Source organism: Cupriavidus sp. CPT47-8839-RL05A (assembly GCF_058792255.1).
Map to the genome: position 1 here is coordinate 225,062 of NZ_JBYTEG010000002.1, position 24,583 is coordinate 249,644.

Here is a 24,583-nt window from a genome sequence, read left to right on the forward strand (position 1 = left end):
TCAGGCCTTCGGCTTCTGGCTCTGTCGCAGCCACGCTTCGAAACCGGTCTTGCCCAGGCGTGCCGGGCCTTCCGGTACCAGCGTATCGTCTTGCAGTTCGGCGCCGAAATAACGGCCCTTGCCATCGACGACAACCTTGCGCGGATCCTTGGTGGCATCGAGATAGCGTTGCACGAGGTCGCTCAGGTGGAAGCGTTCCGGCCCGGCGATATCGACGATGCCGTTGACGGGATCGGCAAGGGCGTGGTCGGCCACGGCTTCGGCCACGTCATCCGAGGCAATCGGCTGGATCGATGCGGATGACAGGCGCACGGAATCGCCATCGGCGCCCGACTGGACGATGCCGCCAAGGAATTCGAGGAACTGCGTGGAGCGGACAATGGTGTAAGGGATGCCGGCGTTCCGGATCAGCGCTTCCTGCGCAATCTTGCCGCGGAAGTAGCCGCTTTGTGAGAGCTTGTCCGTGCCGACCACTGACAGCGCCACATGGTGCGCGACACCGGCTGCCTTCTCCGCCGCCGCAAGGTTGCGGCCCGACGTCTCGAAGAAATGCAGGACGGCATCATCCGCGAACGATGGCGAGTTGGCCACGTCCACGACAACCTGCGCCCCGGCAAGTGCCTGGCTCAGGCCTTCGCCTGTCAGCGCATTCACGCCGGTCTGCGGAGACGCGGCAACGACTTCATGGCCTTGCCCGGCAAGCCGGGCGACGACCTTGCTGCCGATCAGGCCAGTACCTCCAATCACAACGATCTTCATCATGCACCTCGATTCTGGTGGAAGGGATGGGCATTCAACCCATGTCCCATGCTAGGCGAAGGGGTGCAGTGACGGTAGCGCCGGCGGCGGACGCATGGTGTTTCCCGTTCGGCACCAATGGTGCGGCCGGGTTGTGGCGTTTTCTCAGCCGGTCACCCTCGACCGATACTCGCTGGGCGAGAAGCCCAGGTTGCGCTGGAACGTAAGGCGCATCCGTTCCTCGCTGCCGAAGCCGCACTGCCTTGCGATCTGCTCCACCGGCAGATGCAGGTCCTGGAGCAGCCGGCGTGCGGCTTCCAGCCGGAAATGCTCAACCCCCTTGGCCGGGGTGCGCCCGGTCTTCTGCTTGTACACCCGGGCAAAGTTGCGGGGGCTCATTCCGACCTGTTCGGCGAGCTGTTCCACTGACAGCCCTTCCCGCGACAGGTTTTCGATGATCCATAGATGGAGCGCCTCGAACAGCGGCACGTGCCGGCTCTGCGCCAGCAGGATCTCGCTGATCTGTGGCTGCGTGCCCGGCCGCTTGATGAAGACCGCCAGCTCCCTGGCCGCGCTCAGCGAGATATCGTGGCCATAGTCGTCCTCGACCAGCGCAAGCGCCATGTCGATGCCGGTGGTCACGCCGGCCGAGGTCCAGATGCGGTCCTGGCGGACGAAAATGGCGTCCCGGTCCAGTTCGACCGCGGCAAAGCGCGCGCGGAACTGCGCATGCATCGCCCAGTGCGTGGCAGCGCGCCTGCCGTCAAGCAAGCCCGCTTGCGCAAGCAGGAAGGCCCCGCTGCAGACCGAGGCAACGCGGCGTACCTGTCCGGCGGCCTGCTGCAGCCAGGCGACCAGCGAGGAGGCGCTGTCGAGCACCCTGACCATCTCGGGGGCACCGGGGAGGATGATCGTATCGATGTGCTGCAGATCGATTTCCGAGAGCGCGATGGCCTGCACGGCGGTGCCTTCGGCCGAGGCAACCAGGCCGCCGTGCTCGCTTGCCAGATGGCTCCGGTAGCCGGCGAATCCCCGCTCGCGTGCGTACCGGGAGGCAGCCCAGAACACGGTTTGCGGTCCGGTGAGATCCAGCAGGCTCATGTCCGGGAAGGCCACGAACAGAAGATTGCGCGGCGGGTCGTCAATTGTCCGGGAAGAGGGCGCAGGCGCAGAGGGAACCATGGCAGGGATCTTGAAAGTCGGTGGATGTTATGCCGCTGGCGCGATTCCGCGCAAGGCATGTTGCCGGCAGGCACCCGCGGTGCGACGCCATCGCCACGGATCGCACCCGAAGGCTTTGTGGGCCGGCTCGTTCCGCTCCTCATGTCTGCATTGTCGCCGTTCGCGCCGGGCCGGCTGGCAGAAAACCAGGGGCATCTGTCATTTACCCGGGCATGGCGTGTCACTACGATCATGCCATGGTTGTGCACCGCACAGCGTGGACTCTCATTCGTTGCGCCGCTCCGAAAGGCATTGACATGGACATCGTCGTTCCAGACGTTCGCCCGGCGTCCCCTGTCAACCGCGGGGGGGCGGATAGAGACGTAACCGGTATGCCGCAGCGGGGCTTTCGCCCCGGCCCGCCGGATCGCGCGGACGGATTGTCCGCCAGTTTCGCGGCAAGCTACGCCGGCATCATCGCCTTCATGGCGGTCGCCACCGAGGGCAGCTTCTCCAAGGCCGGAGAGCGGCTGGGCATCGGCCGCTCAGCGGTCAGCCGCAATGTCCTGAAGCTGGAAACGCAGCTGAGCACCCGGTTGTTCCTGCGCACCACGCGCACCACCCAACTGACCCGCGAGGGCGAGCGCTTCTTCGAGAACTGCCACCAGGGCGTGGCGCATATCGTCGAGGCCATGAACGACATGCTGGAACTGCGCCTTGGGCCGCCAAGCGGCCTGCTTCGCATCAGCGCGACGGCCGGCTTCGGGCGCAAGGTGGTGGCGCCGCTGCTGTCGAGGTTCTCGGCGGCTTATCCGGACATTTCCCTGGACCTGGTGCTCGATGACCGGCCAACGGACTTCGCGGCCGGGAGCATCGACGTCGCGTTCCGCAATGGCCGCATCGAGGATTCAAGCATCGTTGCGAAGCAGCTGATCCCGATGCAGATGGCTGTGTGCGCGTCTCCTGCCTACGCGGCGCGGCATGGACTACCGTCGACGCTGGAGGATCTCGCCCGGCACGAATGCATCAACACCCGCATCGCCGGCGCGCGCATCCTTGAATGGGAATTCAAGGTCGAGGGGCATGTGCGCAAGGTTGTGCCTGCCGCAAGGCTGACGTTCAATGACCCTGAGCTGGTGCTGGCGGCGGTGCTCGACGGGCTGGGCATCGCGCAGATGGCGGGCTACCAGGCCTGCGACCGCATCGCCCGCGGCGAACTGGTCATCGCCATGGGACGGTATGCGCCTGACGACCGCGGGCATTACATCTGTTACCTCAGCCGCCAGCACCTGCCCTCGCGCATCCGCGTTTTTGTTGACTTCATGACTGAAGAGATCCGGGCGCTCAATCTGCATTGCCTGGCGGATTTCTACACGGACTACTCGACGACAAGCTACCGGTCCTTCAGATAGCGTTGTTGTAAGGGCGCGGGCAATCGAATGTCCCGCCTCAGCTCCCGCACGCGTGAATCAGGAACTCCCTCAGCGCATCCGCCGGCTTGCCCAGCTTGCGCCCGGGCTGCCACAGCATGCCGACCTCCATGTCCGGCACCGCATTGGCAATCGGGCGGGCCTCGATCTGCTTTCCTTCCAGTGACCACGGGCGATACACCATGTCGGACAGCACAGTGACGCCGAAGCCATGCGCCACCAGCCCGCGCAGGGCCTCCATCGAGCCGGTCCGGAATGCGACCTTGGGTGCGAGCCGGTGGCTGCGCCAGTAACGCAGCGTGGATTCCTCGGCCTCGTCCACGGTGATGAGGATATACGGATAGGCCGCAATATCGCGCAGCGAAGGCCGCTCCACGGCCAGCAGCGGATGGCTGGACGAAGTCCACAACTGGCGCCGGGATCGCATCAGCGTATGGCGCCGGAAGCGCTGGGGCCGCTCCAGGTTCGACAGCAGCGCGATGCCCAGCTCGATCTCCCCCGCCAGCACGGCCCGCTCGATATCGGGCCGGTCCATGTCGAGCAGATCCAGTTCGATGTCCGGGTAGTTGGTGCGAAAGCGCGCCAGCAGCCCCGGCAGGAAGTAGCCCAGCACTGTATAGGAGGCGGCCAGGCGCACGCTGCCCTGCAACCCATGCACCTGGAAGCGCGGCTCGCGCAGCGCATCCTCGACCGAATCCAGGATCTGGCGGGCGTGCTGGAAGAAGAGGTGGCCTTCTGCCGTCAGCGTCACCCCATGGGGCCGGCGCTCGAACAGGCGTACCGCCAGGCGCTGCTCAAGCGCCAGCACGGCATTGGTGATGGCCGACTGCGAGACATGCTCGGCGGTCGCGGCCATCGAGAATTGCCCGGTCTCCGCGGCCGCGACGAAGTAGCGGAACTGCCTCAGCGTGACTTCCTTGGCCAGTCTTTCCGAGCCTTCGCGCGCCTTGAACATGGGAATCTCCGAGTTATCCGTTTTTCGGATATCAGGTGTTTGAATTCATGATTTTACGATGACGGCACGGATTTCTAAACTGCTCCGGATACAAGAGAACAAGCACGGAGACTGAGATCGTGAATGCCCCGCTGAACCCCGCCTTGCTCGAAGCCCTGGCCAGCGCCAGCCTGGACGACAAGTACACCCTGGAGCAGGGCCGCGTCTACATGAGCGGCGTGCAGGCCCTGGTCCGCCTGCCAATGCTGCAGAAGGCGCGCGACCGCGCCGCCGGCCTCAACACCGCCGGGTTTATCTCGGGCTATCGCGGCTCGCCGCTGGGCGGCGTCGACCAGGCATTGTGGAAGGCCAAGCAGCACCTGGCTGCCAGCGACGTGGTGTTCCAGCCCGGCGTCAACGAAGACCTTGCCGCGACCGCCGTCTGGGGCAGCCAGCAGGTCAACCTGTTCCCCGGCGCCACGCGCGACGGCGTGTTCTCGATGTGGTATGGCAAGGGGCCGGGCGTGGACCGGTCCATCGACGTGCTCAAGCACGCCAATTCGGCCGGCTCGTCGCGCCATGGCGGCGTGCTGCTGCTGGCCGGCGACGACCATGCCGCCAAGTCCTCCACCGTGGCGCACCAGTCGGAGCACGTGCTGCAGGCCGCCGGCATTCCGGTGCTGTACCCCGCCAATGTGCAGGAGTACCTCGACTACGGCCTGCATGGCTGGGCCATGAGCCGGTATTCCGGCCTGTGGGTGGCAATGAAGTGCGTCACCGACGTGGTGGAGTCGACCGCCTCGGTCGAGATCGATCCCGAGCGCGTGCAGATCGCGCTGCCGCAGGACTTTGTCATGCCGCAGGGCGGCCTCAATATCCGCTGGCCCGATTCCCCGCTGGAGCAGGAAGCGCGGCTGCTTGACCACAAGTGGTATGCGGCGCTGGCCTATGTGCGGGCCAACCGGCTCAATCGCGTCGTGCTCGATTCGCCGAACGCACGCTTCGGCATCATGACCGCCGGCAAGGCGTACCTGGACGTGCGCCAGGCGCTCGCAGACCTGGGTCTGGACGATGACACCTGCGCCCGCATCGGCATCCGCGTCTACAAGGTGGGTTGCGTGTGGCCGCTGGAGGCGCACGGCGCCCGTGAGTTCGCCACCGGCCTGGAAGAGATCCTGGTGGTGGAAGAAAAGCGCCAGATCCTCGAATACGCGCTCAAGGAAGAGCTGTACAACTGGCGCGAGGATGTGCGGCCCAAGGTCTTCGGCAAGTTCGACCAGCGTGGCAACGATGGCGGCGAGTGGTCGGTGCCGCGTGGCAACTGGCTGCTGCCCGCGCACTATGAATTGTCGCCGGCGCTGATCGCCAAGGCCATCGCGCGCCGGCTGGAACGCTTTGACCTGCCGGAAGCGGTGCGCGCACGCATTGCCGCGCGCGTGGCGCTGATCGAGGCCAAGGAGCGCGAGGCCGCGCAGCCGCGCATCGCGGTGGAGCGCAAGCCCTGGTTCTGCTCAGGGTGCCCGCACAATACGTCCACGCGCGTGCCGGAAGGCTCGCGTGCGCTGGCCGGCATCGGGTGCCACTACATGACCCTGTGGATGGACCGCAATACCGACACCTTCAGCCAGATGGGCGGCGAGGGCGTGGCCTGGACCGGCCAGATGCATTTCACCGGCGACAAGCACGTGTTTGCCAACCTGGGCGACGGCACGTATTTCCACTCGGGGCTGCTGGCCATCCGCGCATCGATCGCGGCCAAGGCCAATATCACCTACAAGATCCTGTTCAATGACGCCGTGGCAATGACCGGCGGGCAGCCCATCGACGGCGTGCTGACGGTGCCGCAGATTGCGCACCAGGTGCTGGCCGAGGGCGCGAAGAAGCTGGTCGTCGTCACCGACGAGCCGCAGAAGTATGGCGACGGCGCCATGCTGCCGTCCGGCGTGACTGTGTTCCATCGCGACCAGCTCGACGCCGTCCAGGTCGAGCTGCGCGATACCGCGGGCGTCACCATCCTGATCTACGACCAGACCTGCGCGACCGAGAAGCGCCGCCGCCGCAAGCGCGGCACCTATCCTGACCCGGCCAAGCGCGCCTTTATCAACGACGCGGTCTGCGAGGGCTGCGGCGATTGCTCGGCCAAGTCCAACTGCCTGTCGGTGGAGCCGCTGGAGACCGAACTCGGGACCAAGCGCAAGATCAACCAGTCGTCGTGCAACAAGGATTTCTCCTGCGTCAACGGCTTCTGCCCGAGCTTTGTCACTGCCGAGGGGGCGCAGGTGCGCAAGCCAGCGGCAGCGGGCGGCAAAGGCACAGGCGCCGACTTCGAGGCGCTGCCGCTGCCGCGGCTGCCGGCCCTGGAGCGGCCGTACGGCGTGCTGGTCACCGGCGTGGGCGGCACTGGCGTGGTCACCATCGGCGGCCTGCTGGGCATGGCATCGCACCTTGAACGCAAGGGCGTGACCGTGCTCGACATGGCTGGCCTGGCACAGAAGGGCGGGGCTGTGATCAGCCACGTGCAGATCGCACCGGGCCCGGACGACCTGCATGCGACGCGTATCGCGACGGGTGAGGCACGCCTGGTGATCGGTGGCGACGCCATCGTTTCGGCCTCGCCCGAGGTGCTGTCGAAGGTCCGGCATGGCCTGACCGCCGCCGTGGTCAACAGCGCCAACACGCCCACCGCGGAATTCATCAAGAACCCGAAGTGGAAGTTCCCCGGTGCCAGCGCCGAGCAGGACCTGCGCGCCAGCGTGGGCGATGCCTGCGCGTTCTTCGACGCCAGCGCATGGGCGGTGACCCTGCTGGCCGACGCCATCTACTCCAACCCGCTGTTGCTCGGCTTTGCCTGGCAGAAGGGCTGGATCCCGCTGCAGCGTGAAAGCCTGCTGCGCGCGATCGAACTCAATGGGGTGTCGATCGACAAAAACCGGCTGGCATTCGAATGGGGACGGTATCTCGCGCATCATGGCGAGGCGGCGCTCAAGGCGCACTTGCCGGGTGCTCCGGCGGCCCCGGCCGCACAGGTCGTGGCAATCCCGCAGACGCTCGACACCCTGATCCGCAAGCGCGAGACGATGCTGGCCGATTACCAGAACACTGCATATGCCGGCCGCTACCGCGAGGCCGTCGAGCGCATCCGCGCAGCGGAGCAGCAACTGGGCCTCGACCGCAAGCTGCCGCTGACCGAGGCCGTGGCCCGCAACCTGGCCAAGCTGATGGCCTACAAGGACGAATACGAGGTGGCGCGCCTCTACGCCGATCCCGCCTTCCTGGACAAGCTGCGCGCCCAGTTCGAAGGGGAGCCCGGCCGCGACTACCAGCTCAACTTCTGGCTGGCGCCGCCGCTGCTGGCCAAGACCGACAAGGGCCACCCGGTCAAGCGCCGCTTCGGTCCGCGCACGATGACGGCATTCCGCTTGCTGGCGCGCCTGAAGGGGTTGCGTGGCACGGCGTTCGATGTGTTTGGCAAGACTGCCGAGCGCCGCGCCGAGCGGGCGCTGGTCAACGACTATCTGGCCATGGTCGACGAGTTCGCAGCGTCCCTGAGCGCGGACAACGTCGACACCGCGCTGGCGCTTGCCGCGTTGCCGGAGGATATCCGCGGCTACGGCCACGTGAAGGAGGCCAGCATGGATGCGGCGGCAGTACGGCGGGAGGCGTTGCTGGCGCAGTATCGCGGCGCGGCCCGGCGGGCTGCTGCTTGAGAGGCGGGCGGTTCGAGCCCTGCGCCGAACCGCCCCTGTCTATGCCTCGCGCCGGGCCAGCGCCAGGAAGGCGCCCAGGCCCAGCATCGTGACACCCGACATCCGGGTCATCAAGCGGGCGCGAGCTTCGCGGGCGGCGCCGGACTTGAGCAGACGATGCGCGGCAAACACGATAACAACGTCGACCAGCGTATTGAGCGCGACGCAAATGCAGCCCAGCAGCACCAACTGCGGCACCAGAGCTTCGCTCGCCGAGACAAACTGCGGCAGGAACGCCAGAAAGAACAGCGCCGTCTTGACGTTCAGGACCTCGACCATGATGCCCTCGACCAGAGCGCGGCGCGCACCTCTGGATGGCATGGCTTCGAGCGTGACCGGCGCCTGCTTGCGCATCAGCATGCGAATCCCCAGGTACACCAGATAAGCAGCACCCAGATACTTGAGCAGGTTGAATGCCACGGCCGACTGGGCAATGACCAGCGACAGGCCCAAGGCTGCCGCGAGCACATGAAGCAAGCCTCCGAGGGCGGCGCCGAAGCATGAAGCCAGGCCCTCGGATCGGCCGCCAGCCACCGTTCGTGCAACGACATAGGCGATTCCGGGGCCGGGGGTGATCGCGAGAACGATGGCAGCGATCAGGAAGGGGAGGAATGACATGGTGTGGTGTTCGTCAATGGTGAGGAAAAGCTGAGCGCGGGCCGGGGGCAATTCAGCCAGCCTTGCGCATGGACTGCGCAAGTTCGCCATACCCCCGCGCCTCCAGGGTCTCGGCGGCACCGAGGCGGTCCCGCAACTCCCTGTTCTGGCTGAGCTTGACCTTGCCCACCAGCGAAGTGACGGCGATCTCGATGCCCACGATGTTGCGCAGCATGCTGTCGATGTACTCCGGCGCGGAGTCCCCCATCTTCCAGGGCCTGGGTTCGGCTGCCTCGTGTCGCCGTGTCAGGCGCGCAACCAGGCGGCGAACAAAACGCTCGTCGTCATGCACGGTGATCGTGCCGTGCGCGTGTACCACCTCGTAGTTCCAGGTCGGCACCTGGCGGTGCGCCTCATGCTTGCTCGGGTACCAGTTGGGCGAGATATAGGCCTCGGCGCCCCGGAACACGACCATGACCGGCGAGCCGGTGGGGCAACGCTGCCAAAGCGGGTTCGCGCGGGCCACGTGGGCTGTGAGCACGCCGTGAGTTCCCTCGCCGGGATCGAACTCGAACGGGATGTGGTCGGCATCCAGTCCGGCGCTGCCTTGCGTAACCAGCATCCCCAGCGGGTGCACGCGGATGATGCGGCCCAGTTCCTCTGGCCGGTTTTCAGCAAAGTGAGCAGGAATATACATGGTGGGGAATCGGAAGCGATGGAATGCTCGATACTCTCGCCGACAACTGGCACAATCGGAAGGTCCGGTTTTCATGATTCTTTATGGGCCAGTCACGCCAGCCAGCCGGTACCCGTGCCGGAGCCACGGGCGCGGGGCGCCGCATCTACGATCTTCTGCGTGCCCAGATCGCGGACGGCACCCTGCCGCCGGGCGCCCGGGCGCCGTCCACACGGGCGCTGGCGTCCGAGTTGGGGGTGTCGCGTACCACTGTCACCGCCGCCTACGAACAACTTGCTGCCGAGGGCTTCCTCGTCACGGCGGTGGGGCGGGTGGCCCGAATCGCCAGCCCCCTGGCGGCACCGGCACCAGCCGCGATGAGCGCAGGCCGGCGCGCCAGGTCCGCCCCAACCCTGTCCGGATTCGGGCGCCGCGTGGCGGGACTCGGCATGCCGGCACCGCTGCAGGCTGAACCGGTTCGTTTCGACTTCCTGTATGGGGCGGTGGCTTCGCGGGACTTCCCAACCCTGGCCTGGCGGCGTGCCTACCAGGCCGAACTGCTGCGCCAGCAAAACAGCCTGTCCTATGCCCCGTCCGAAGGTGAGGCGTCGCTGCGACGCGCCCTCCAGGGCTATTTGCGGCGTGCCCGGGGACTGGCCTGCGAGGCCGAGCAGGTTCTGGTGGTGCATGGCTCGCAGCAGGCCATCGACCTGTGCGCACGGCTGCTGCTGGATGCCGGCGACGCCTTTGCCTTCGAAGATCCCGGCTACCTGATGGCGAGGCGCTGCTTCGAAGCCACCGGCGCCAGGTGCCAGGCCACGCCGGTGGACGGGCATGGCCTGGATACCGCCAGCCTTCCCCAGGACGATCGTGTGCGCCTGGTGTACGTGACACCGTCGCACCAGTTCCCACTAGGGGGCGTGCTGCCGATCGGCCGGCGCCTGGAGCTGCTGCAATGGGCGCAGCGCCACGACGCCTGGATCATCGAGGACGACTACGACGGGGAGTTCCGCTACGGCCAGCGCCCGATCGACACGCTGCGCTCGATCGACACCGACGGCCGCGTGATCTACGTCGGCACTTTCTCCAAGGCGCTCTCGCCGCAACTGCGGCTCGGCTACCTGGTGCTGCCGCCTGAGCTGGTGCCGGTGTTCCGGCAGGCCAAGCGGCTGGCCGACCGCCATGCGCCCGTGCTGGAGCAGCGCGTGCTGGCAGCGCTGATCGAAAGCGGTGCCTACGAACGCCATGTGCGGCGCATGCGCCGGGAAAACGAGCGCCGGCGAGCGGCCTTGCTGGATGGCGTCGCACGTTTCCTGCCAGCGGACGCGGAAGTCTGCGGTACGGCGGCGGGGCTGCATGTGGTGCTGTGGTTGCCGTCGCTGCGGCCCCGCGACGAGACAGCGCTGGTGGCCGCTGCGCGCAGCCAGGATGTGGGGGTCTACCCGGTATCACCGTTGTTTGCAGGGGCCCGGCCGCACGGACAGCGTCGAGCGGCCGGGCTGGTGCTCGGTTATGCGAGTTTGACGGTGGAGCAGATTCAGCGGGGGATGCAGATTTTAGGGGTGGTGATTGCGGCGATGGGGCGGGCGCAAGGCCAGCCAAATCAGCTTGATGGCCGCCTGCCTACTGGTCAGGAGGCTCCAGGCGGGGGCCGCATCAATAGTTCATCGTCACGTTGAGCATGGCCACCCGCGGATTGCCCACTGGTAGCACGTTGTTGTTCAGGCCGCCCGCGTAGTACATTTTGTCGAACACGTTCTTGACGTTGAACGCCGCGCGCCAGTGCGTTGCCACGTAGCCGACGGCAAGATCGGCCACCGCGTAGCCCGGCACGGTGTAGTTAAAGCTGTAGCCGCGCTTGGCGCTCTCGCCGCGCACGCCGGCACCGACGTACCAGCCGGCCAGCGCGCCGCGGAAGCGGTACTGGCTCCAGACCGAGAAGCTGTGCCGGGGCACGCTGTTGAGCGGCTTGCCGACGTTCGCAGCCGTGGTGTCTTCGGTGACTTCGCTTGCGATGTAGGCATAGGCGCCCGAAACGCTGAGGCCATTGCCGAGATCCTGCGTCAGCTCCATTTCCAGCCCGCGCGAACGCTGTTCGCCCACGGCCACGCTGAAGCCTGTGTTAACCGGATCGGTACTGAGCACATTGGTGCGGGTCAGGTCGAACGCGGCCAGGGTCAGCAGGCCGGTCTTGTCCGGCATGTCGAACTTGATGCCCACTTCGTACTGGCGGCCCTTCTCGGGCTTGAACGTGGCGCCGTTGACGTCGGTGCCGGCGTTCGGCAGGAACGAAGTGGCGAAGCTCAGGTACGGACGCGCCCAGTGCGTCAGGTCGTACATCACGCCCGCGCTGCCGGTGACGGCGTTGTCGTCGTTGCCGGTACGCGACTGCGCCAGCCGGTCCGTCGTGCTCGTCTGCGCGGATTCGTAGCGCACGCCGCCGGTCACGGTCCAGCGCTCGGCGATACGGATCTGGTCGCGCAGGTAGAGACCAACCGCGTTTAGCGTGTCGGTCGCGTCCAGGCTATAGGCGGACGGGCAGTTGATGCTGGCGCCATAGACCGGGTTATAGACGTTCAGCGCTGCCACGCGGCATGTCTTCTGCAGGCGGTCTTCCTTCGTATGGCGGTAGTCGATGCCGAAGGTCACGCTGTGGGCATGCCCCGTGAACGCGAAAGTCCGCTGCACGTTAGTGTCGACACCGAACGAGTCCCCCGAGAAGCTCTGCTGCGTGCCACTGCGGTTCATCGCCTGGCTGTTGACGGCCATGGTGCCGGCCGACACCAGCGTGCCGGTCAGCGACGACGTCTGGTAGCGCAGGTTCTGGTTCAAGGTCCAGCCGGAGTCGAAGCGGTGCGTCAGCGCGTAGCCGATGCGGTTTTGCTCGCCGTCATAAGACGGCGCATTCGGCTCGCCGATGAAGCGGTTGCCCGGCACCACGCCATTGCGGTTCGGCACCAGGGTGCCATTCACTGGCAGGCCCTGCTGGCGCACGTAGTTGCGTTGGCTGTGGCTGGTCAGGATCGTGAAGTCCGTGCGCGTGCCAAGGTCGAGCGTCAGCGATGGCGCGATCCAGCGGTTGCGATACCAGACGTAGTCGGTCGGATCGTCGCTGTTCATCATCAGCGCGTTCAGGCGGAACGCGGCCTTGCTGTCCTTGGCCAGCGGCGTGCCGACGTCGACCGTCGCCTGCCGGAAGCCGTAGTTGCCGACGGTCAGGCCCAGTTCACCGAACAGTTCGGCACGCGGGCGCTTGCTGACCATGTTGACCAGGCCGCCCGGCTGCACCGCGCCGAACAGGATCGAGGCCGGTCCCTTGAGCACTTCCACGCGTTCCACGCCGAACAGCTCCTGCGCCACGCGGTTGTTGCTGTCGACGAGCAATCCGTCGGCAAAGATCGATTCCGATGCACGCTGGCCGCGGATGATGAAGTCGTCCCAGCCGCGCCTGCCATAGACGTTGGTGACCACGCCGGCTGAGTTCTGCAGTGCGTCGCTGAGGTTCTGTGCCTGCTGGCTGTCGAGCAGCTCGCGTGTGATGACGGTGATTGACTGCGCGGCGTCGGCCGCTGACTGATCCGACTTGGTCACTCCGGCCGGCCGCCGCGTGCTGAAGCCGATGTCAGTTTGCCCGTCGGCGGCGGCGCTGACCGTCACGGATGGCAGCGTGGTGAGATCTTCGGCGGCGTGGGAAACAACGGGAGGCAGGAACAGGCAACTGACGGCGGCGGGTATGGCAAGACGGCGGACAAACATGGCGGCCCAGGGCGAAAGCAACGAAAGTGGCGCATCATAAATGAGAATGGTTTGTATTTACAAGAAATTCGTCCGGCAAAAGTCGCACTAACTTACTGATTCGTATCCATCAACGGCGTTTCTAGCGCACATGCTTTCCCTACATAGCGGTCCCTGCGCAGCCCCGTTGCTGCTATCAATGTTCTCTTCCCGGCCGCCTGCCCATGAAACGCACCACCACCATTCCGACCCCGCCGCCCGATGCCGCACATATCCTGGTGCCGGCCGACGCGCAGGCGGGCCATGCCTGCGCCGACGACCGCAACTTCGTCACCGCGCTGGCCCGCGGCATGGAGTTGTTGCGCGCCTTCGGCCCGCAGGACGATTACCTGGGCAACGCCGAGTTGTCGCGGCGCACCGGCATCCCGCGCCCGACCGTGTCGCGGCTCACCTACACGCTGGCCACGCTCGGCTATCTCACCTACATCGAAGCCACTGAGAAGTACCGGCTGGGGCAGGGCGCGATGGTGCTGGGCCACCGCTATGTAGGCGGCGCCGGCATCCGCGAGATCGCGCAGCCGCTGATGCAGTCGCTGGCGTTTGCCTCCGATTGCACGGTGGCACTGGCCATGCCGGACCGGCACGCCATGGTCTACCTGGAAAGCTGCCAGCCGCGCGGGGCGCTGGTGATCCGGCTGGCGCCGGGCGCGCGCCTGCCGATGGCCACCTCGGCGATCGGCCGCGCCTGGCTGGCGGGGCTCGATGCCGATCACCGCGAGGCCGCGCTGGCCGAACTGGCGCGCCACTATGGCTCGCGCTGGCCCGCCGTGCGCACCGGCATCGACCGTGCGCTGCGCGACCACGCACGGCGCGGCTTCTGCGTGGCGCATGCCGAATGGGACCGCACCGTCAGCGGCGCCGCCGCGCCGCTGCGCCTGGCGGGCAGCAGCGAGGTGCTGGCGTTGAATATCGGCGGGGCCGCGACACGGCTGTCGCCCGAGATCCTGGAAAGCAACCTGGGCCCGCGCATCCGCGAACTGGCCGAGACCCTGCAGGCGCGGCTGTGGCAACCCGGCGGCGCGCGCGCGACCGCCCGCTTTGCTTCCGCGCAGCCGGACCCTGATACCCATACCCACGCGTCCAACGCATGACGCGGGCACTGAATTCAACGAGGAGACAACCCATGGAAGTACGCAACAAGACCGTCGTGGTGACTGGCGCGGCCACCGGCATCGGGCGCGCGCTGGCGCTGGCCTTTGCGCAGGCCGGCGCGCGCGGCGTGGCCGTGGCCGACCTGAACGCGGCCGGGGCCGCCACTGTTGCCGCCGAGGTCCAGGCCGTGGCGCCTGCGTGCCAGGTGTTCGCCCAACCGGTCGACGTGGCCGATGCCGCCGCCGTGCAGGGCCTGGCCGACGAGGCCACGCGCCGCTTTGGCCAGGTCGACATCTTCTGTTCCAACGCCGGCATCATCCTGCGCAAGGGGCTGGATGCGAGCGCCGACGAGTGGCAGCGCATCTGGGAAATCAACGTGATGGCGCATATCCACGCGGCCAGGGCGGTGCTGCCGCAGATGCTGGAGCGCGGCGACGGCTACTTCATCAACACGGTGTCGGCAGCGGGCCTGCTGTCGCAGATCGGCTCGGCGCCGTATGCGGTGACCAAGCACGCCGCCATCGGCTTTGCCGAGTGGCTGTCGATTACCTACGGCGACCGCGGCATCAAGGTCAGCTGCATCTGCCCGCAGGGCGTGCAGACCAACATGCTGTTCGGCGAGAAGGGCGAGCGCAAGGGCTTCCTGCAGGAAGGCTCGGTCACCACCGAGCATGTCGCAGCGGTGACGCTGGAAGGGGTGGCCGACGAGCGCTTCCTGATCTTGCCGCACCCGGAGGTGCTTGAGTACTATCGCCGCAAGGGCCAGGACTACGACCGCTGGCTGCGCGGCATGCGCCGCCTGCATGACAAGGTGATGCAGGAGTTCGGCGGCATCGCGGTCTGAAGGCACGAGTAGTCCTGGCAGGTTTCGGCGGCGGCGTTGGCCGCCGTCTTCACAATGCGGGCAGCCATGCAGCCGCCGGCAACAGGAGGAAAATCCATGCGTTTCGGTACCGTTGCCGCGGCAGTGCTCGCCGCGTCCGCCCTGGTGAGCGCGCCCCCCGCGCTGGCACAAGGCTACCCCGCCAAGCCGATCCGGATCGTAGTCGGCTTCCCCAGCGGCGGCGCGCCCGACACGCTGGCGCGCATCGTCTCGGAAAAGATCTCGCCCTCATGGGGCCAGCCGGTGGTGGTGGACAACAAGCCGGGCGCGGGCGGCAATATCGGCGCCGAAGCCGTGGCGCACGCGCCGGCCGACGGCTATACGCTGGCGTTGGGCACGGTCGGCACGCACTCGATCAACGGCGCGCTGTACAGCAAGATGCCATACGACATGGTCAAGGACTTCGCCCCCGTGGTCCTGATCGCCTCGACGCCGAACGTGCTGGTGGTCAATCCCGGCGTGCCGGCAAAGAGCGTGGCCGAGTTGATCGCGCTGGCAAAGTCCAAGCCGGGCGGCCTGACCTTCGGCACCCCCGGCGTCGGCACCTCGCCGCACGTGGCCGGAGAAATGTTCAATTCGATGGCCGGCGTCAAGATCACGCACGTGCCCTACAAAGGCCGCGCCATGGCCATCCCCGACCTGCTCGGCGGCCATATCACCATGATGTTCGACAACCTGCCGTCGGCCCTGCCCGTGGTGCGCGAGGGCAAGCTGCGCGCGCTGGGCATTACCAGCGCGAAGCGCTCGGCCTCGGCACCGGATATCCCGACGCTGGCCGAGCAGGGCTTGCCTGGATTTGAGGCCGATTCATGGTTCGCCGTGTTCGCGCCGGCCAATACGCCCAAGGATGTAGTGGCCAGGCTCAACACTGAACTCAACCGCATCTTCACGCTGCCCGATGTGCAGGCGAAGCTGAAGACGCTGGGGCTGGATCCGATCCTGGGCACGCCGGAGAAACTGGCGGCGTACCAGCGCCAGGAGATTGCAAAATGGGCGCGGGTGGTGAAGGAATCGGGGGCGAAGGCAGAGTAGGCCGTTAAACCCAGAGTTTGCTCCCTCTTCCGCTTGCCGGAGAGGGAGCACGCAAGCGCTGATCAGGCGTCCGGCTCCACCGCCCCCCGCGCAGGCTCCGCGCCGCTGGCATCGCGCAACCTGCTCAGGCTGATCAAGGCCCCCAGCGCCGCCACCACTGCCGCCAGATACAGCGCAATGCGCGCCGCGCCGGTCGGCGTCAGGCTGAACAGCAGCGCCACCACCGCTGTGCCGCTGGTCTGCCCCAGCAGCCGCGTGGCCGCCTGCGCACCGCTGGCGCCGCCGCTGCGCTCGGGCGGCGTGGCGCCGATCATGGCGCGGTTGTTGGGGGACTGGAAGAAGCCGAAGCCCGTGCCGCACATTGCCATGCGCCAGACGATGTCCAGGCTGCCGGCGTCCGGGCCCAGCGTGGCCAGCCCGACCAGCCCGCCCGCCAGCATGGCCAGCCCGATGCCGGCGAGGATGCTGGCCGGATAGCGGTCCGACAGCCGGCCCGATACCGTGGCCATCACCGCCACCATCAGCGGCCAGGGCGTGATCAGTAGGCCGGTTTCCTGCAGGGAGCGGCCGAGCTGGTATTCGAGATAGAACGGCAGCGCGATAAAGGCCAGCATCTGCGTCATGAAAGAGCAGAACGAGGTGCCCACTGCCAGCGTGAAGGAGCGGCTGGCAAACAGGTCCACCGGCACCAGCGGCGCGGGGCGCCCGTGCTGGCGCCGCACCAGCAGCCAACCCAGCGCCACAGCGGCGGCCATGCCGGCGGCGCCTGCGATGCGCCAGCGGGCGTGGCCCAGGCCGTCGACGCCGAGGATGAACATGCCGAACACCAGCGCCGACAGCAGCGCGCTGCGGTAGTCGAACTCGCGCGGCTGCGGCGGCGTCGCCGGCAGCGAAGTGCGGCTCAGCACCAGCGCGACGATGGCCACCGGCACGTTGACCGCGAACAGCCATTTCCAGCTGGCGACCGCCAGGATCAGCGCGCCCAGCGACGGGCCCACGGCGATGGTCACGCCGACCACCAGCGCGTTCAGCCCGATGCCGCGGCCCAGGCGCGTGGGCGGGTAGATAAAGCGCACCAGCGCCGTATTGACGCTCATGATGCCGGCGCCGCCGATGCCCTGCAGCACGCGCGCGGCCACCAGCATCGGCAGGTTGACCGCCAGCGCGCACAGCAGCGAGCCCAGCAGGAAGGTGGCCAGCCCCGCCCGGTACACGCGCTTGTAGCCAAGGATGTCCCCCAGCGACGAGAGCGGCAGCAGGCACACGGTCACCGTCAGCTGGTAAGCGTTGACCACCCAGATCGTGCTGGACGGATCGGCCTGCAGCTCGCGCGAGATCGAGGGCAGGGCGATGTTGGCGATCGAGCCATCGAGCACGGCCATGATCAGGCCGAAGAAAACAGTGAGGATCGCCCAGGTCCGCTGTGGCTGGGGAAGGCCTTGTTCTGGCTGCATGGGGAGAGACATTGAAGACAATGCCGCGCCAGCATTGCTCAGGCATGGCCAGGACGGCCATGGCGCAGCGTTGCCATTATCGTCCCGCGTGGCGATGCTCGCAAATTCGCTAATTGTGGTAAGGCGCAGCGCGCCGCGTGCGCTATTCCGCTGCGGCGGCCTGTGCATAGCCGCCCAGCCGTTCAAGCAGGGCTTCGGCCGCGGCTGCCGCGGCCGGGGTCCACGCCTGCGCGGCCTCACACAGTGCTTCCAGTGCCAGGCATGCCTCGAAGATGGGCTGGCGGCGCACGATCATGAAGGCGCCGGCCGCGGCATGGGCCCAGTGCCGCAATGCCGGCAGGTCCTGCTGCGCAATGATGTGCGCCAATGCTGGCAGGTCTTGCTGCAGCTGCCGGCGCAGCATGGCTTCGTAGCGGCGGCGATCAGCAGCTTCGGCCTGCGAAGCCGCAGCCGGATCGTCATTGGTGCCAGGGGGCGGGGCCGCGGCATCCCTGCGACCGGGCAGGCCATGCAGGCACGCCTGCAGGTCCTGCAACGACGCCGGCTTGGCGACAAAGCCGGAAAAGCCGCGCAGGCGCCAGTCTGCGCATGGCTCGCTGCCAGTGAATGCGCTGAAGGCCAGTACCGGCATGTCGGGACGCTGCGCGCGCACCGCGCGCAGCAGCGCATGGCCGTCCATGACTGGCATTTGGATATCGGTCAGCACGGCGTCGATGTGCGTGCTCTCCAGCGCCGCCAGTGCCTGCTTGCCGTTGCCTGCAACGATCGGGTGGCAGCCAAGTGCCTGCAGCTGTTCGGCGATCAGGGTCTGGTTCAGCGCATTGTCCTCGGCGACAAGGATCGTCAGCGGCGCCGCGGCCGATGCCGGGAGTGCCTGCGCCGCCGGCGCGCTGGCGTCTGCCGTCGCAAGCGCCGGCGTGGCGCCTTCGGCCGCCTGGGCCACGCAGTCGAGCAGCGCGCGGTGGCTGTAGGCCGTGACTTCGTGCATGCCGGGGGCGCACTGGCGTGGCCGATGCGGGCCCTCCTGCGTCACCCACACGACCGGGACCTTCGCCGCATCGCGCAGGCCGGCCAGTGCGGCCAGGGGGTACTCTTCCGTGGCGACGATAACGCGTGGCACCTTGACCTGGAAAGACGCCAGCGCGGCCGCCTGCGATGCCAGCACATCGGCACGCCAGCCTGCCGTGGCGAGCCACGCGGCCAGGGCCTCGCCGGTACGCATGTGCTGGCACAGCACCACCACGTCGCCGCACTGCGCCGCGGCGGGCGGGACCGGCGGCAGCGGCGTGCCAGCGGCCGGGGCCAGCGGCACCGAGACCGTGAACGCGCTGCCCACGTCCGGCACACTGTCCACGCTGATGCTGCCGCCCATCAGCTCGCACAGGCGGGCGCAGATCGACAAGCCCAGGCCAGTGCCGCCGTAGCGGCTGGCAGTTGCGGCATCGCCCTGCACGAAGGGCTGGAACACGCGCGCCGCCAGCGACGGCGGCATGCCGATGCCGGAATCGCTGACGCGGCAGACCAGCCGCTGCGTGCCGTGGTGGTCCTGGCGCAGCTCGCCGCTTAAGGTGATGCGGCCGCTGGCAGTGAACTTGAAGGCGTTGCTCAGCAGGTTGTTGAACACCTGCGCCAGGCGCATGCGGTCGCCTGTGACCTCAGCATCCAGCGATGGCGACAGCTGCAGGTGGAAGCGGATGGGACGGCCGGCCACCATCGGCGCATGGGTCAGCGCCACGCTTTCCAGCGCCTCGACGGGGCGGAAGGGCGCGTTGACCAGCCTGAGCTTGCCGGCATCGATCTTGGAAAAATCCAGCACATCGTTGACGATCCGGCGCAGCGCCTCGGCGGCGCTGTCCAGCGCCCTGAGCCGGGCCGCATGTGCAGCCAGGCCGCTGCCGCGCGCGAGCAGTTCCAGGTTGCCCAGCAATGCATTCAGCGGCGTACGGATCTCGTGGCTCATCGCGGCGAAGAAGGTCGAGCGTGCGCGCATCATCGCCTCGGTGGTCTGCTGGGCGGAGCGCAGCTGCTCTTGCAGTGCCTGCTGCGCAGTGCAGTCCTGCACGGCGCAGAACAGCACTGCCTCATCGCGGTAGCGCGCCGGCGCGTAGGTGATTTGCAGGAAGTGCTGGGTGGCGTCGCCGTGGCCGGGTGGCTCATCCGCCGGCGCGCGCGGCGGTGCCGCGACGGTAAAGCTGGAAATGGACGCTTGCCCGCTGCCGCCACCGCATGGCTGTCTTTTGAATGCCTCCGCTACCGCATCGGGCAGGTGCCCATGGGGCTGCCATTGCAGCAGTACGCCGGCCAGCGGGTTCGACGTCAGGACGGCGTAGTCGTGCTGGCGCACGATGCACAGGCCGATCGGCGTGGCATTGACCAGCACCTGGTTCATCAGCTCGCTTTCCAGCGCACGCGAGGCTTCGGCGTGCGTACGCCGCAGCAGGTGCCGGCTCCAGTGGCGCGCGGCCAGCCCGATGGCGCCGGTCAGCAGCAGCATGGCGCCGGCGATCACGGCCAGCTCCGCTGCCAGCGCCGTGCCCAGCATGCGATACGGCAGGTGGTAGACCAGCTGCCCGAAGCCTGCCGGCAGCGGCTGCACCAGCCGCATGCCCGATGGCGTGACATCCAGCATGCTGTGCGACAGCAGGCGCGTGCCGGCTGCCACATCGTGGACGCTGGCCGAGGTTGCCGGCCAGTCGCGCGGCGATACATCGATGACCTGACCGGCTGGATTGAGCAGTGCCAGCAGCGCCGGATCCTCCGCGCGCTGCAAGTCGGCCAGGAAGGCGTGCAGGGGCACGCAGGCGGCCACCAGCATGGTGGGCGTGTCGCCGGCATAGGCGGCGCCGGCCAGCACCATGACCGGGGTGTCGTCCACCGGGTGGCGCAGCGGACCCACCCAGACCTGCTGGTCGCGCGCCGGCACGCTGCGGCCGCTGCGCTCCAGCAGCGCCTGGGTCAGCCATGTGCGCAGCAGCGGGATCAGCGCCGGGTCGAGCGCGAGCGGTGGCGCGCCGGCCTCGGGCTGGCTGATGACCACGGCGCTGTCTTCGTTCAGCGCGACCGCGTAGGCCCCGTGGTCGAGATCGAACGCCTGTTGGGTGGCCACCGCAGCCAGGGCAATCTGCCGCAGCCGCACGTACTGCGCCGGCAGCCCGGCGCCCCAGCCCTGCCGCGTTGCCTCGGTGGCAAGCAGGTGATAGTCCTTGCGCACGGCATCGACGTGGAGGCTGGCGGTGCCGGTGCGCCGGAAGGCCCCGAAGCCGGCATCGCGCGACGGCTCCGGTGCGGGCGCATCCAGGTTGTAGCGGATGCCCAGCACGGTGCGCCGCAGGAACGAGGACTCGTTGTGCAGCAACTGCGAGACCGAGCTGGCGTACCGCGAGACGTCGCTGCGCCGGTAGTCCAGGTGCTGTTCCGTGGCCAGGCCGGCAAGCAGCACGCCCGAGAACAGCACGATGGCGATCAGCACCGCGATGGTCGCTGAATACAGGTGTTGCTGGCGGCGCGCATTGTCGGCAAGCGCATCGAAGGCGCTGGCCAGGGTTTCACGGGTACGGTCGACGGTTTGCTGCATCGGCGGGTCCGGCCATGTCAGATCAGGCGGTTTTCATAGGCGTAGCGGATCAGCCCGGTATTGGTCTGCACTCCCAGCTTGCGCATGGCCACGGTCTTCTGGCTGGAGATTGTGCTGACCGAGCGGCCGAGCTTGCCGGCGATGTCGGTCAGCTGCAGGCCCTGCGCATAGAGCCGGATCACTTCCAGTTCGCGCTGCGTCAGTTCGGTGGCCGGTGCACCGGCGAGCGTGGCGTGTTGCAGGATGGCGTGCACCGCAGGCGAATAGAAGCAGCTGCCGCTGGATGCGACGTGAATGCAGGCGCGCACGACCTCGTCCAGGTGGTCTTCCTTGCTGACGAAGGCGCGCACGCCAAGCTTCATGGAGCGGCGGATGATGGCGGGATTGGACTGGGCGCTGATCACCACCACGCGCGTCAGCGGATGGCGGCGTGCCAGGCGGCCCAGCAGGTTGAAGCCGTCCAGCGAGGTATCGCCGTGGCCCATGCAGAAATCGGTGATGGCGATATCGGCGGGATGCTGGTCCAGCGCGCCGAGCAACTCGGTGCCGTTGCGGCATTCGCAGCTGATCTGGACGCTGCCGCTGCGCTGCAGGCAGTCGCGCAGGGCGGCCACGACCAGCGGGTGGTCGTCCGCCAGGGCGACACGCAAGACTCCGTCGTACATAGCTATCTCCGGATGGGCGGCAACCGGTACACGCCGGTTGCACTGGGCGATTGCGCCACCACAAATCCGAAATTCTGGCTATGTTCCGCGACCCATTGAATCGTAATTCTGCTAGTTCAGGGAACTTGCATGAGGCGGGCATGGACACGGCCAGTTCGGCAAATGCGTGACCTGCCCATTGAACAGCGCCATGCCGCGATGTTTGACCTGGGTTTGCGCAGCATTGCGGCGCTTGTTCCGCGGTGAGCGCGACCAGCTATTTGCCTCATGTCAATGCGTGGCGGAAGACGCATTCACGTAGCGGCAGGCAGGAGCACGGGGAGAGAAAGTGAATTCGCGGTGACTTCGCCGCGTGCGCGCAACGCGCCGGCTCCGGGCGGCGCGAACTTTCACGCTTCGGGGCGCGGACCGCTGTCCTAGAATGAAGCTGACACGCGCCCCGCGGCGCGTGCACCGCGTTGGGGAACGCCATGCCCGTCTACCAATATCGCTGCGAGAAGTGCGGCCATATGTTCGAGAAAACCGAGCATCTCGCAGAACACGCCTCTGCCCATCCGAACTGCCCGAACTGCGGCAGCCAGTCCGTCCAGCACGCACCGGCCCCGTTCGTGGCAGTGACCCAGCGCAAGAGCTGAGTCCGCTGAGTCCGAACAACTACCTCCCAGGAGGGTTTGCGGCCCGCCGCACTTGTGCGGCGGCCGCGCGGGTGTGCCGCCGGCCGACGGCCGCGGCATGTCTTTCCAGGCGTGGTGCCCGTGCACCACGTGCGTTAGCGCTGCGCGCAAGCGGCGATCTCAACCTTGACGGAGGATGCCATGGCAACGAGACCGTTCACCGAATTTCCCGCCGACGAGCAGCAACAGGTCCTGCAGGTATGCAGACATGTCGGGCTTGCGGCCGAGATGTTCGAGATTTTCGAGGAAAGCCGCGAGGCCGGGGTGCGGCGCATCAGCGTGCGCCGGGTCGGCACGGACAAGACCAGTATCTACGAGGCAGGCCCCGATTCGGTCTGGGTCGAGGAATTCGAGAGCGACCTGGAGTGCGGCCTGTTCGGCCAGGTGACGGCCTGACGGCGCGGCTCAGTGCCGTCCGCGTTCGCCGGTGCGCGACACCACTGACGCGCCGGCGATCAGCTCCTTGAGCAACGCCAGCGACGCCGCACCGCAGGTGCGGTACGGATCCAGTTCGGCGCGCGCCGAGAACTTGAGCAGGGTGGCGGTGTTGATGCGCGCCGCATTGACCTGGCCCATCGCCCAGCCGGCAAAGTCGCGCGTGCAGGTTTCCTCGAAATGCAGCAGGGTCACGTCGTGGTGGCGCGGGTCGCGTGCGATCGCCTGAAACAGCTGTGATACGTCCTGGCGGTCGCCTTCCAGCGCCTGCAGGAAGATGCCGTTGCCGTGGCACAGCACCCCGGTGATGCCGTGGCGCGGATTGCGTTCCAGGCTGGTGGCCAGGATGGCGTCGAGCAGGGCGGCGTCGATGGCCTGGCGGGCACGGCTGGCATAGAGCAGGCGGACTAGCATGGTCGTGGCGCTCGGTTGTGGCGGCTGGTGGGCGGGGCGTGCGGCCTAGCCGCGGTTGTGGTTCAGCAGCGTGAGGAACTCGCGGCGCAGGCTGTCGTCCTTCAGGAACGAGCCGCGCATCACGCTGTTGGTCATCTTGGCATCGGTGTCGCGCACGCCGCGCCAGTGCATGCAGAAGTGCTCGGCCTCCATCACGATGGCGAGGCCGTCGGGATTCATCTTTTCCTGCAGCAGGTCGGCGACCTGTGCCACCGCCTCTTCCTGGATCTGCGGCCGGCACATGATCCATTCGGCCAGGCGCGCGTACTTGGACAGGCCGATCAGGTTGGAATGCTGGTTCGGCATCACCCCTACCCACAGCTTGCCGATGATCGGGCACAGGTGATGCGAGCAGGCACTGCGCACGCGCAGCGGGCCGACGATCATCAGTTCGTTGAGCTGGCCGACGTTGGGGAACTCGGTCACCGGCGGGGCCTTGGCGTAGCGGCCGGCGAAGATCTCCTTCAGGTACATCTTGGCGACGCGGCGCGCGGTTTCCTGGGTGTTGTGGTCGTTGTCGACGTCGATCACCAGCGCGCGCAGCACGTCTTCCAGGCGCGCCTGCACTTCGACCTGCAGCTGCTCCATCTCGCCCGGCTCGATGTAGTGCGCAATATTGTCGTTGGCGTGGAAGCGCTCCTGCGCGGCCTCCAGCCGTGCGCGGATGCGGGCCGAGACGCTGTGGGCGTGGGGGTGGCCGGCATCGTCGCCGGCGTTGCTGTCCTTCGCGCGGTGCGCCGCGTCCTTGCTGGTCATGGTTATGCGTGGTGGGATGGATGACTGCGCAGCGGGTGTGCCGGATTCACTATATGGCAGATGCCGTGGCCTCACAACCCGCGCGGGGCATGGCAAGTTGCGGCGCGGTGGGCCGATTACGCCACAAGCCGGCATTGCTCCGTGAATAGTTCATGACATCGCTAAAGCCCGCGCCGCACAACGCCGACAAGCGCACATAATGTCTGCACAACGCCAGGCAGCCCGCCATAAAGCCGCCGGCACCCGGCCGCTGCAGCGCGGCCTGACTCTTTGTCGGGAATAACGTCATCATGCCGATTGCCTTTCCGTGCAGCAGCCTGATGCTGCTCCATGTGGTCACAGTGCCGCTGCCGGCCACGCCGGTGGAAACTGGCGTGGCGGAACACCACGCCAGTGCCGTGCGCCATGGCGCGACCGGCCTGCGCCGGTCCCTGCTGCAGCCCGCCGACATCCCCGCGGCCAATGACGCCGCCACCAGCTGAGCCAGC

The 24,583-nt window shown here is 67.3% G+C and carries 20 protein-coding genes; 9 read left to right on the forward strand and 11 right to left on the reverse strand.

The annotated features are described in order from the left end of the window. The gene (locus AC3WVS_RS03130; protein WP_492317439.1) at positions 1-759 is read right to left on the reverse strand and encodes an SDR family oxidoreductase; all 759 of its coding nucleotides are present in this window, start codon (positions 757-759) and stop codon (positions 1-3) included. 144 nt (positions 760-903) lie between these two features. Further along, positions 904-1,920, reverse strand: a complete 1,017-nt coding sequence (locus AC3WVS_RS03135) for a GlxA family transcriptional regulator (protein ID WP_492317337.1) — start codon at positions 1,918-1,920, stop codon at positions 904-906. 371 nt (positions 1,921-2,291) lie between these two features. Between AC3WVS_RS03135 and AC3WVS_RS03140 the strand changes: the two genes are divergently transcribed. Beyond that, a complete protein-coding gene (locus tag AC3WVS_RS03140; RefSeq protein ID WP_492317440.1) occupies positions 2,292-3,311 on the forward strand; it encodes a LysR family transcriptional regulator in 1,020 nt (339 codons plus the stop codon). 37 nt (positions 3,312-3,348) lie between these two features. Here the strand turns inward: AC3WVS_RS03140 and AC3WVS_RS03145 are convergent, their stop codons facing one another. Beyond that, positions 3,349-4,284, reverse strand: a complete 936-nt coding sequence (locus AC3WVS_RS03145; protein ID WP_492317338.1) for a LysR substrate-binding domain-containing protein — start codon at positions 4,282-4,284, stop codon at positions 3,349-3,351. Between the two features lie 119 nt (positions 4,285-4,403). Here AC3WVS_RS03145 and AC3WVS_RS03150 point away from each other — a divergent pair, with 119 nt between their 5' ends. Continuing rightward, positions 4,404-7,970 (forward strand): indolepyruvate ferredoxin oxidoreductase family protein, encoded by a 3,567-nt coding sequence (locus AC3WVS_RS03150; RefSeq protein WP_492317339.1) that lies wholly within the window; start codon positions 4,404-4,406, stop codon positions 7,968-7,970. A 39-nt stretch (positions 7,971-8,009) separates the two neighbouring features. On the opposite strand, the gene AC3WVS_RS03155 is transcribed toward AC3WVS_RS03150, so the two are convergent. Both AC3WVS_RS03155 and AC3WVS_RS03160 read right to left on the reverse strand, forming a co-directional pair. Beyond that, positions 8,010-8,627, reverse strand: coding sequence for a LysE family translocator (locus AC3WVS_RS03155; RefSeq protein ID WP_492317340.1), 618 nt, complete (start codon positions 8,625-8,627; stop codon positions 8,010-8,012). A 52-nt stretch (positions 8,628-8,679) separates the two neighbouring features. Further along, entirely contained in the window at positions 8,680-9,303 is a 624-nt protein-coding gene (locus AC3WVS_RS03160; RefSeq protein WP_492317341.1) for an FMN-binding negative transcriptional regulator, read from the reverse strand. 83 nt (positions 9,304-9,386) lie between these two features. Here AC3WVS_RS03160 and pdxR point away from each other — a divergent pair, with 83 nt between their 5' ends. After that, positions 9,387-10,961 (forward strand): MocR-like pyridoxine biosynthesis transcription factor PdxR, encoded by a 1,575-nt coding sequence (gene pdxR / locus AC3WVS_RS03165; protein WP_492317342.1) that lies wholly within the window; start codon positions 9,387-9,389, stop codon positions 10,959-10,961. Here the strand turns inward: pdxR and AC3WVS_RS03170 are convergent. Continuing rightward, entirely contained in the window at positions 10,939-13,038 is a 2,100-nt protein-coding gene (locus AC3WVS_RS03170) for a TonB-dependent siderophore receptor (RefSeq protein ID WP_492317343.1), read from the reverse strand. The two genes, pdxR and AC3WVS_RS03170, sit on opposite strands and share 23 nt — an antisense overlap. Positions 13,039-13,241: 203 nt before the next feature. Between AC3WVS_RS03170 and AC3WVS_RS03175 the strand changes: the two genes are divergently transcribed. The 3 genes from AC3WVS_RS03175 (at position 13,242) to AC3WVS_RS03185 (ending at position 16,084) form a co-directional block, all read left to right on the forward strand. Further along, positions 13,242-14,168, forward strand: a complete 927-nt coding sequence (locus tag AC3WVS_RS03175; RefSeq protein WP_492317344.1) for an IclR family transcriptional regulator — start codon at positions 13,242-13,244, stop codon at positions 14,166-14,168. Between the two features lie 32 nt (positions 14,169-14,200). Beyond that, a complete protein-coding gene (locus tag AC3WVS_RS03180) occupies positions 14,201-15,013 on the forward strand; it encodes an SDR family oxidoreductase (protein WP_492317345.1) in 813 nt (270 codons plus the stop codon). Positions 15,014-15,109: 96 nt separating this feature from the next. Next, the gene (locus AC3WVS_RS03185; protein WP_492317346.1) at positions 15,110-16,084 is read left to right on the forward strand and encodes a Bug family tripartite tricarboxylate transporter substrate binding protein; all 975 of its coding nucleotides are present in this window, start codon (positions 15,110-15,112) and stop codon (positions 16,082-16,084) included. A gap of 62 nt (positions 16,085-16,146) precedes the next feature. On the opposite strand, the gene AC3WVS_RS03190 is transcribed toward AC3WVS_RS03185, so the two are convergent. From AC3WVS_RS03190 to AC3WVS_RS03200, 3 genes are all read right to left on the reverse strand, one after another. Continuing rightward, positions 16,147-17,538, reverse strand: a complete 1,392-nt coding sequence (locus AC3WVS_RS03190) for an MFS transporter (protein WP_492317347.1) — start codon at positions 17,536-17,538, stop codon at positions 16,147-16,149. A 142-nt stretch (positions 17,539-17,680) separates the two neighbouring features. Then, positions 17,681-21,112 carry an ATP-binding protein gene (locus AC3WVS_RS03195; RefSeq protein WP_492317348.1) on the reverse strand — a complete coding sequence of 1,144 codons (3,432 nt, stop codon included), beginning with the start codon at positions 21,110-21,112 and terminating at the stop codon, positions 17,681-17,683. A 17-nt stretch (positions 21,113-21,129) separates the two neighbouring features. Next, the gene (locus AC3WVS_RS03200) at positions 21,130-21,777 is read right to left on the reverse strand and encodes a response regulator (protein ID WP_492317349.1); all 648 of its coding nucleotides are present in this window, start codon (positions 21,775-21,777) and stop codon (positions 21,130-21,132) included. 470 nt (positions 21,778-22,247) lie between these two features. On the opposite strand from AC3WVS_RS03200, the gene AC3WVS_RS03205 reads away from it, so the two are divergent. After that, positions 22,248-22,412 carry an FmdB family zinc ribbon protein gene (locus AC3WVS_RS03205; RefSeq protein ID WP_010812787.1) on the forward strand — a complete coding sequence of 55 codons (165 nt, stop codon included), beginning with the start codon at positions 22,248-22,250 and terminating at the stop codon, positions 22,410-22,412. 180 nt (positions 22,413-22,592) lie between these two features. Then, positions 22,593-22,847 carry a hypothetical protein gene (locus AC3WVS_RS03210; protein ID WP_492317350.1) on the forward strand — a complete coding sequence of 85 codons (255 nt, stop codon included), beginning with the start codon at positions 22,593-22,595 and terminating at the stop codon, positions 22,845-22,847. Between the two features lie 9 nt (positions 22,848-22,856). Here the strand turns inward: AC3WVS_RS03210 and AC3WVS_RS03215 are convergent, their stop codons facing one another. Both AC3WVS_RS03215 and folE read right to left on the reverse strand, forming a co-directional pair. Then, on the reverse strand, positions 22,857-23,300 hold the full coding sequence (locus tag AC3WVS_RS03215; protein WP_010812789.1) for a BLUF domain-containing protein: 444 nt from the start codon (positions 23,298-23,300) through the stop codon (positions 22,857-22,859). Positions 23,301-23,345: 45 nt separating this feature from the next. Further along, positions 23,346-24,095, reverse strand: coding sequence for a GTP cyclohydrolase I (gene folE, locus AC3WVS_RS03220; RefSeq protein ID WP_492317351.1), 750 nt, complete (start codon positions 24,093-24,095; stop codon positions 23,346-23,348). Positions 24,096-24,385: 290 nt separating this feature from the next. Here folE and AC3WVS_RS03225 point away from each other — a divergent pair, with 290 nt between their 5' ends. After that, a complete protein-coding gene (locus tag AC3WVS_RS03225) occupies positions 24,386-24,577 on the forward strand; it encodes an arsenite efflux pump ArsB (RefSeq protein ID WP_492317352.1) in 192 nt (63 codons plus the stop codon). The last annotated feature ends 6 nt before the right edge of the window (positions 24,578-24,583 follow it).

Excerpts from the sequence above, each read along its gene's own strand:
- AC3WVS_RS03130 (WP_492317439.1), bottom strand. The coding sequence starts at position 759 with ATGAAGATCGTTGTGATTGGAGGTACTGGCCTGATCGGCAGCAAGGTC.
- AC3WVS_RS03135 (WP_492317337.1), bottom strand. The coding sequence starts at position 1,920 with ATGGTTCCCTCTGCGCCTGCGCCCTCTTCCCGGACAATTGACGACCCG.
- AC3WVS_RS03140 (WP_492317440.1), top strand. The coding sequence starts at position 2,292 with ATGCCGCAGCGGGGCTTTCGCCCCGGCCCGCCGGATCGCGCGGACGGA.
- AC3WVS_RS03145 (WP_492317338.1), bottom strand. The coding sequence starts at position 4,284 with ATGTTCAAGGCGCGCGAAGGCTCGGAAAGACTGGCCAAGGAAGTCACG.
- AC3WVS_RS03155 (WP_492317340.1), bottom strand. The coding sequence starts at position 8,627 with ATGTCATTCCTCCCCTTCCTGATCGCTGCCATCGTTCTCGCGATCACC.
- AC3WVS_RS03160 (WP_492317341.1), bottom strand. The coding sequence starts at position 9,303 with ATGTATATTCCTGCTCACTTTGCTGAAAACCGGCCAGAGGAACTGGGC.
- pdxR (WP_492317342.1), top strand. The coding sequence starts at position 9,387 with ATGGGCCAGTCACGCCAGCCAGCCGGTACCCGTGCCGGAGCCACGGGC.
- AC3WVS_RS03170 (WP_492317343.1), bottom strand. The coding sequence starts at position 13,038 with ATGTTTGTCCGCCGTCTTGCCATACCCGCCGCCGTCAGTTGCCTGTTC.
- AC3WVS_RS03175 (WP_492317344.1), top strand. The coding sequence starts at position 13,242 with ATGAAACGCACCACCACCATTCCGACCCCGCCGCCCGATGCCGCACAT.
- AC3WVS_RS03180 (WP_492317345.1), top strand. The coding sequence starts at position 14,201 with ATGGAAGTACGCAACAAGACCGTCGTGGTGACTGGCGCGGCCACCGGC.
- AC3WVS_RS03185 (WP_492317346.1), top strand. The coding sequence starts at position 15,110 with ATGCGTTTCGGTACCGTTGCCGCGGCAGTGCTCGCCGCGTCCGCCCTG.
- AC3WVS_RS03190 (WP_492317347.1), bottom strand. The coding sequence starts at position 17,538 with ATGCAGCCAGAACAAGGCCTTCCCCAGCCACAGCGGACCTGGGCGATC.
- AC3WVS_RS03195 (WP_492317348.1), bottom strand. The coding sequence starts at position 21,112 with ATGCAGCAAACCGTCGACCGTACCCGTGAAACCCTGGCCAGCGCCTTC.
- AC3WVS_RS03200 (WP_492317349.1), bottom strand. The coding sequence starts at position 21,777 with ATGTACGACGGAGTCTTGCGTGTCGCCCTGGCGGACGACCACCCGCTG.
- AC3WVS_RS03205 (WP_010812787.1), top strand. The coding sequence starts at position 22,248 with ATGCCCGTCTACCAATATCGCTGCGAGAAGTGCGGCCATATGTTCGAG.
- AC3WVS_RS03210 (WP_492317350.1), top strand. The coding sequence starts at position 22,593 with ATGGCAACGAGACCGTTCACCGAATTTCCCGCCGACGAGCAGCAACAG.
- AC3WVS_RS03215 (WP_010812789.1), bottom strand. The coding sequence starts at position 23,300 with ATGCTAGTCCGCCTGCTCTATGCCAGCCGTGCCCGCCAGGCCATCGAC.
- folE (WP_492317351.1), bottom strand. The coding sequence starts at position 24,095 with ATGACCAGCAAGGACGCGGCGCACCGCGCGAAGGACAGCAACGCCGGC.
- AC3WVS_RS03225 (WP_492317352.1), top strand. The coding sequence starts at position 24,386 with ATGCCGATTGCCTTTCCGTGCAGCAGCCTGATGCTGCTCCATGTGGTC.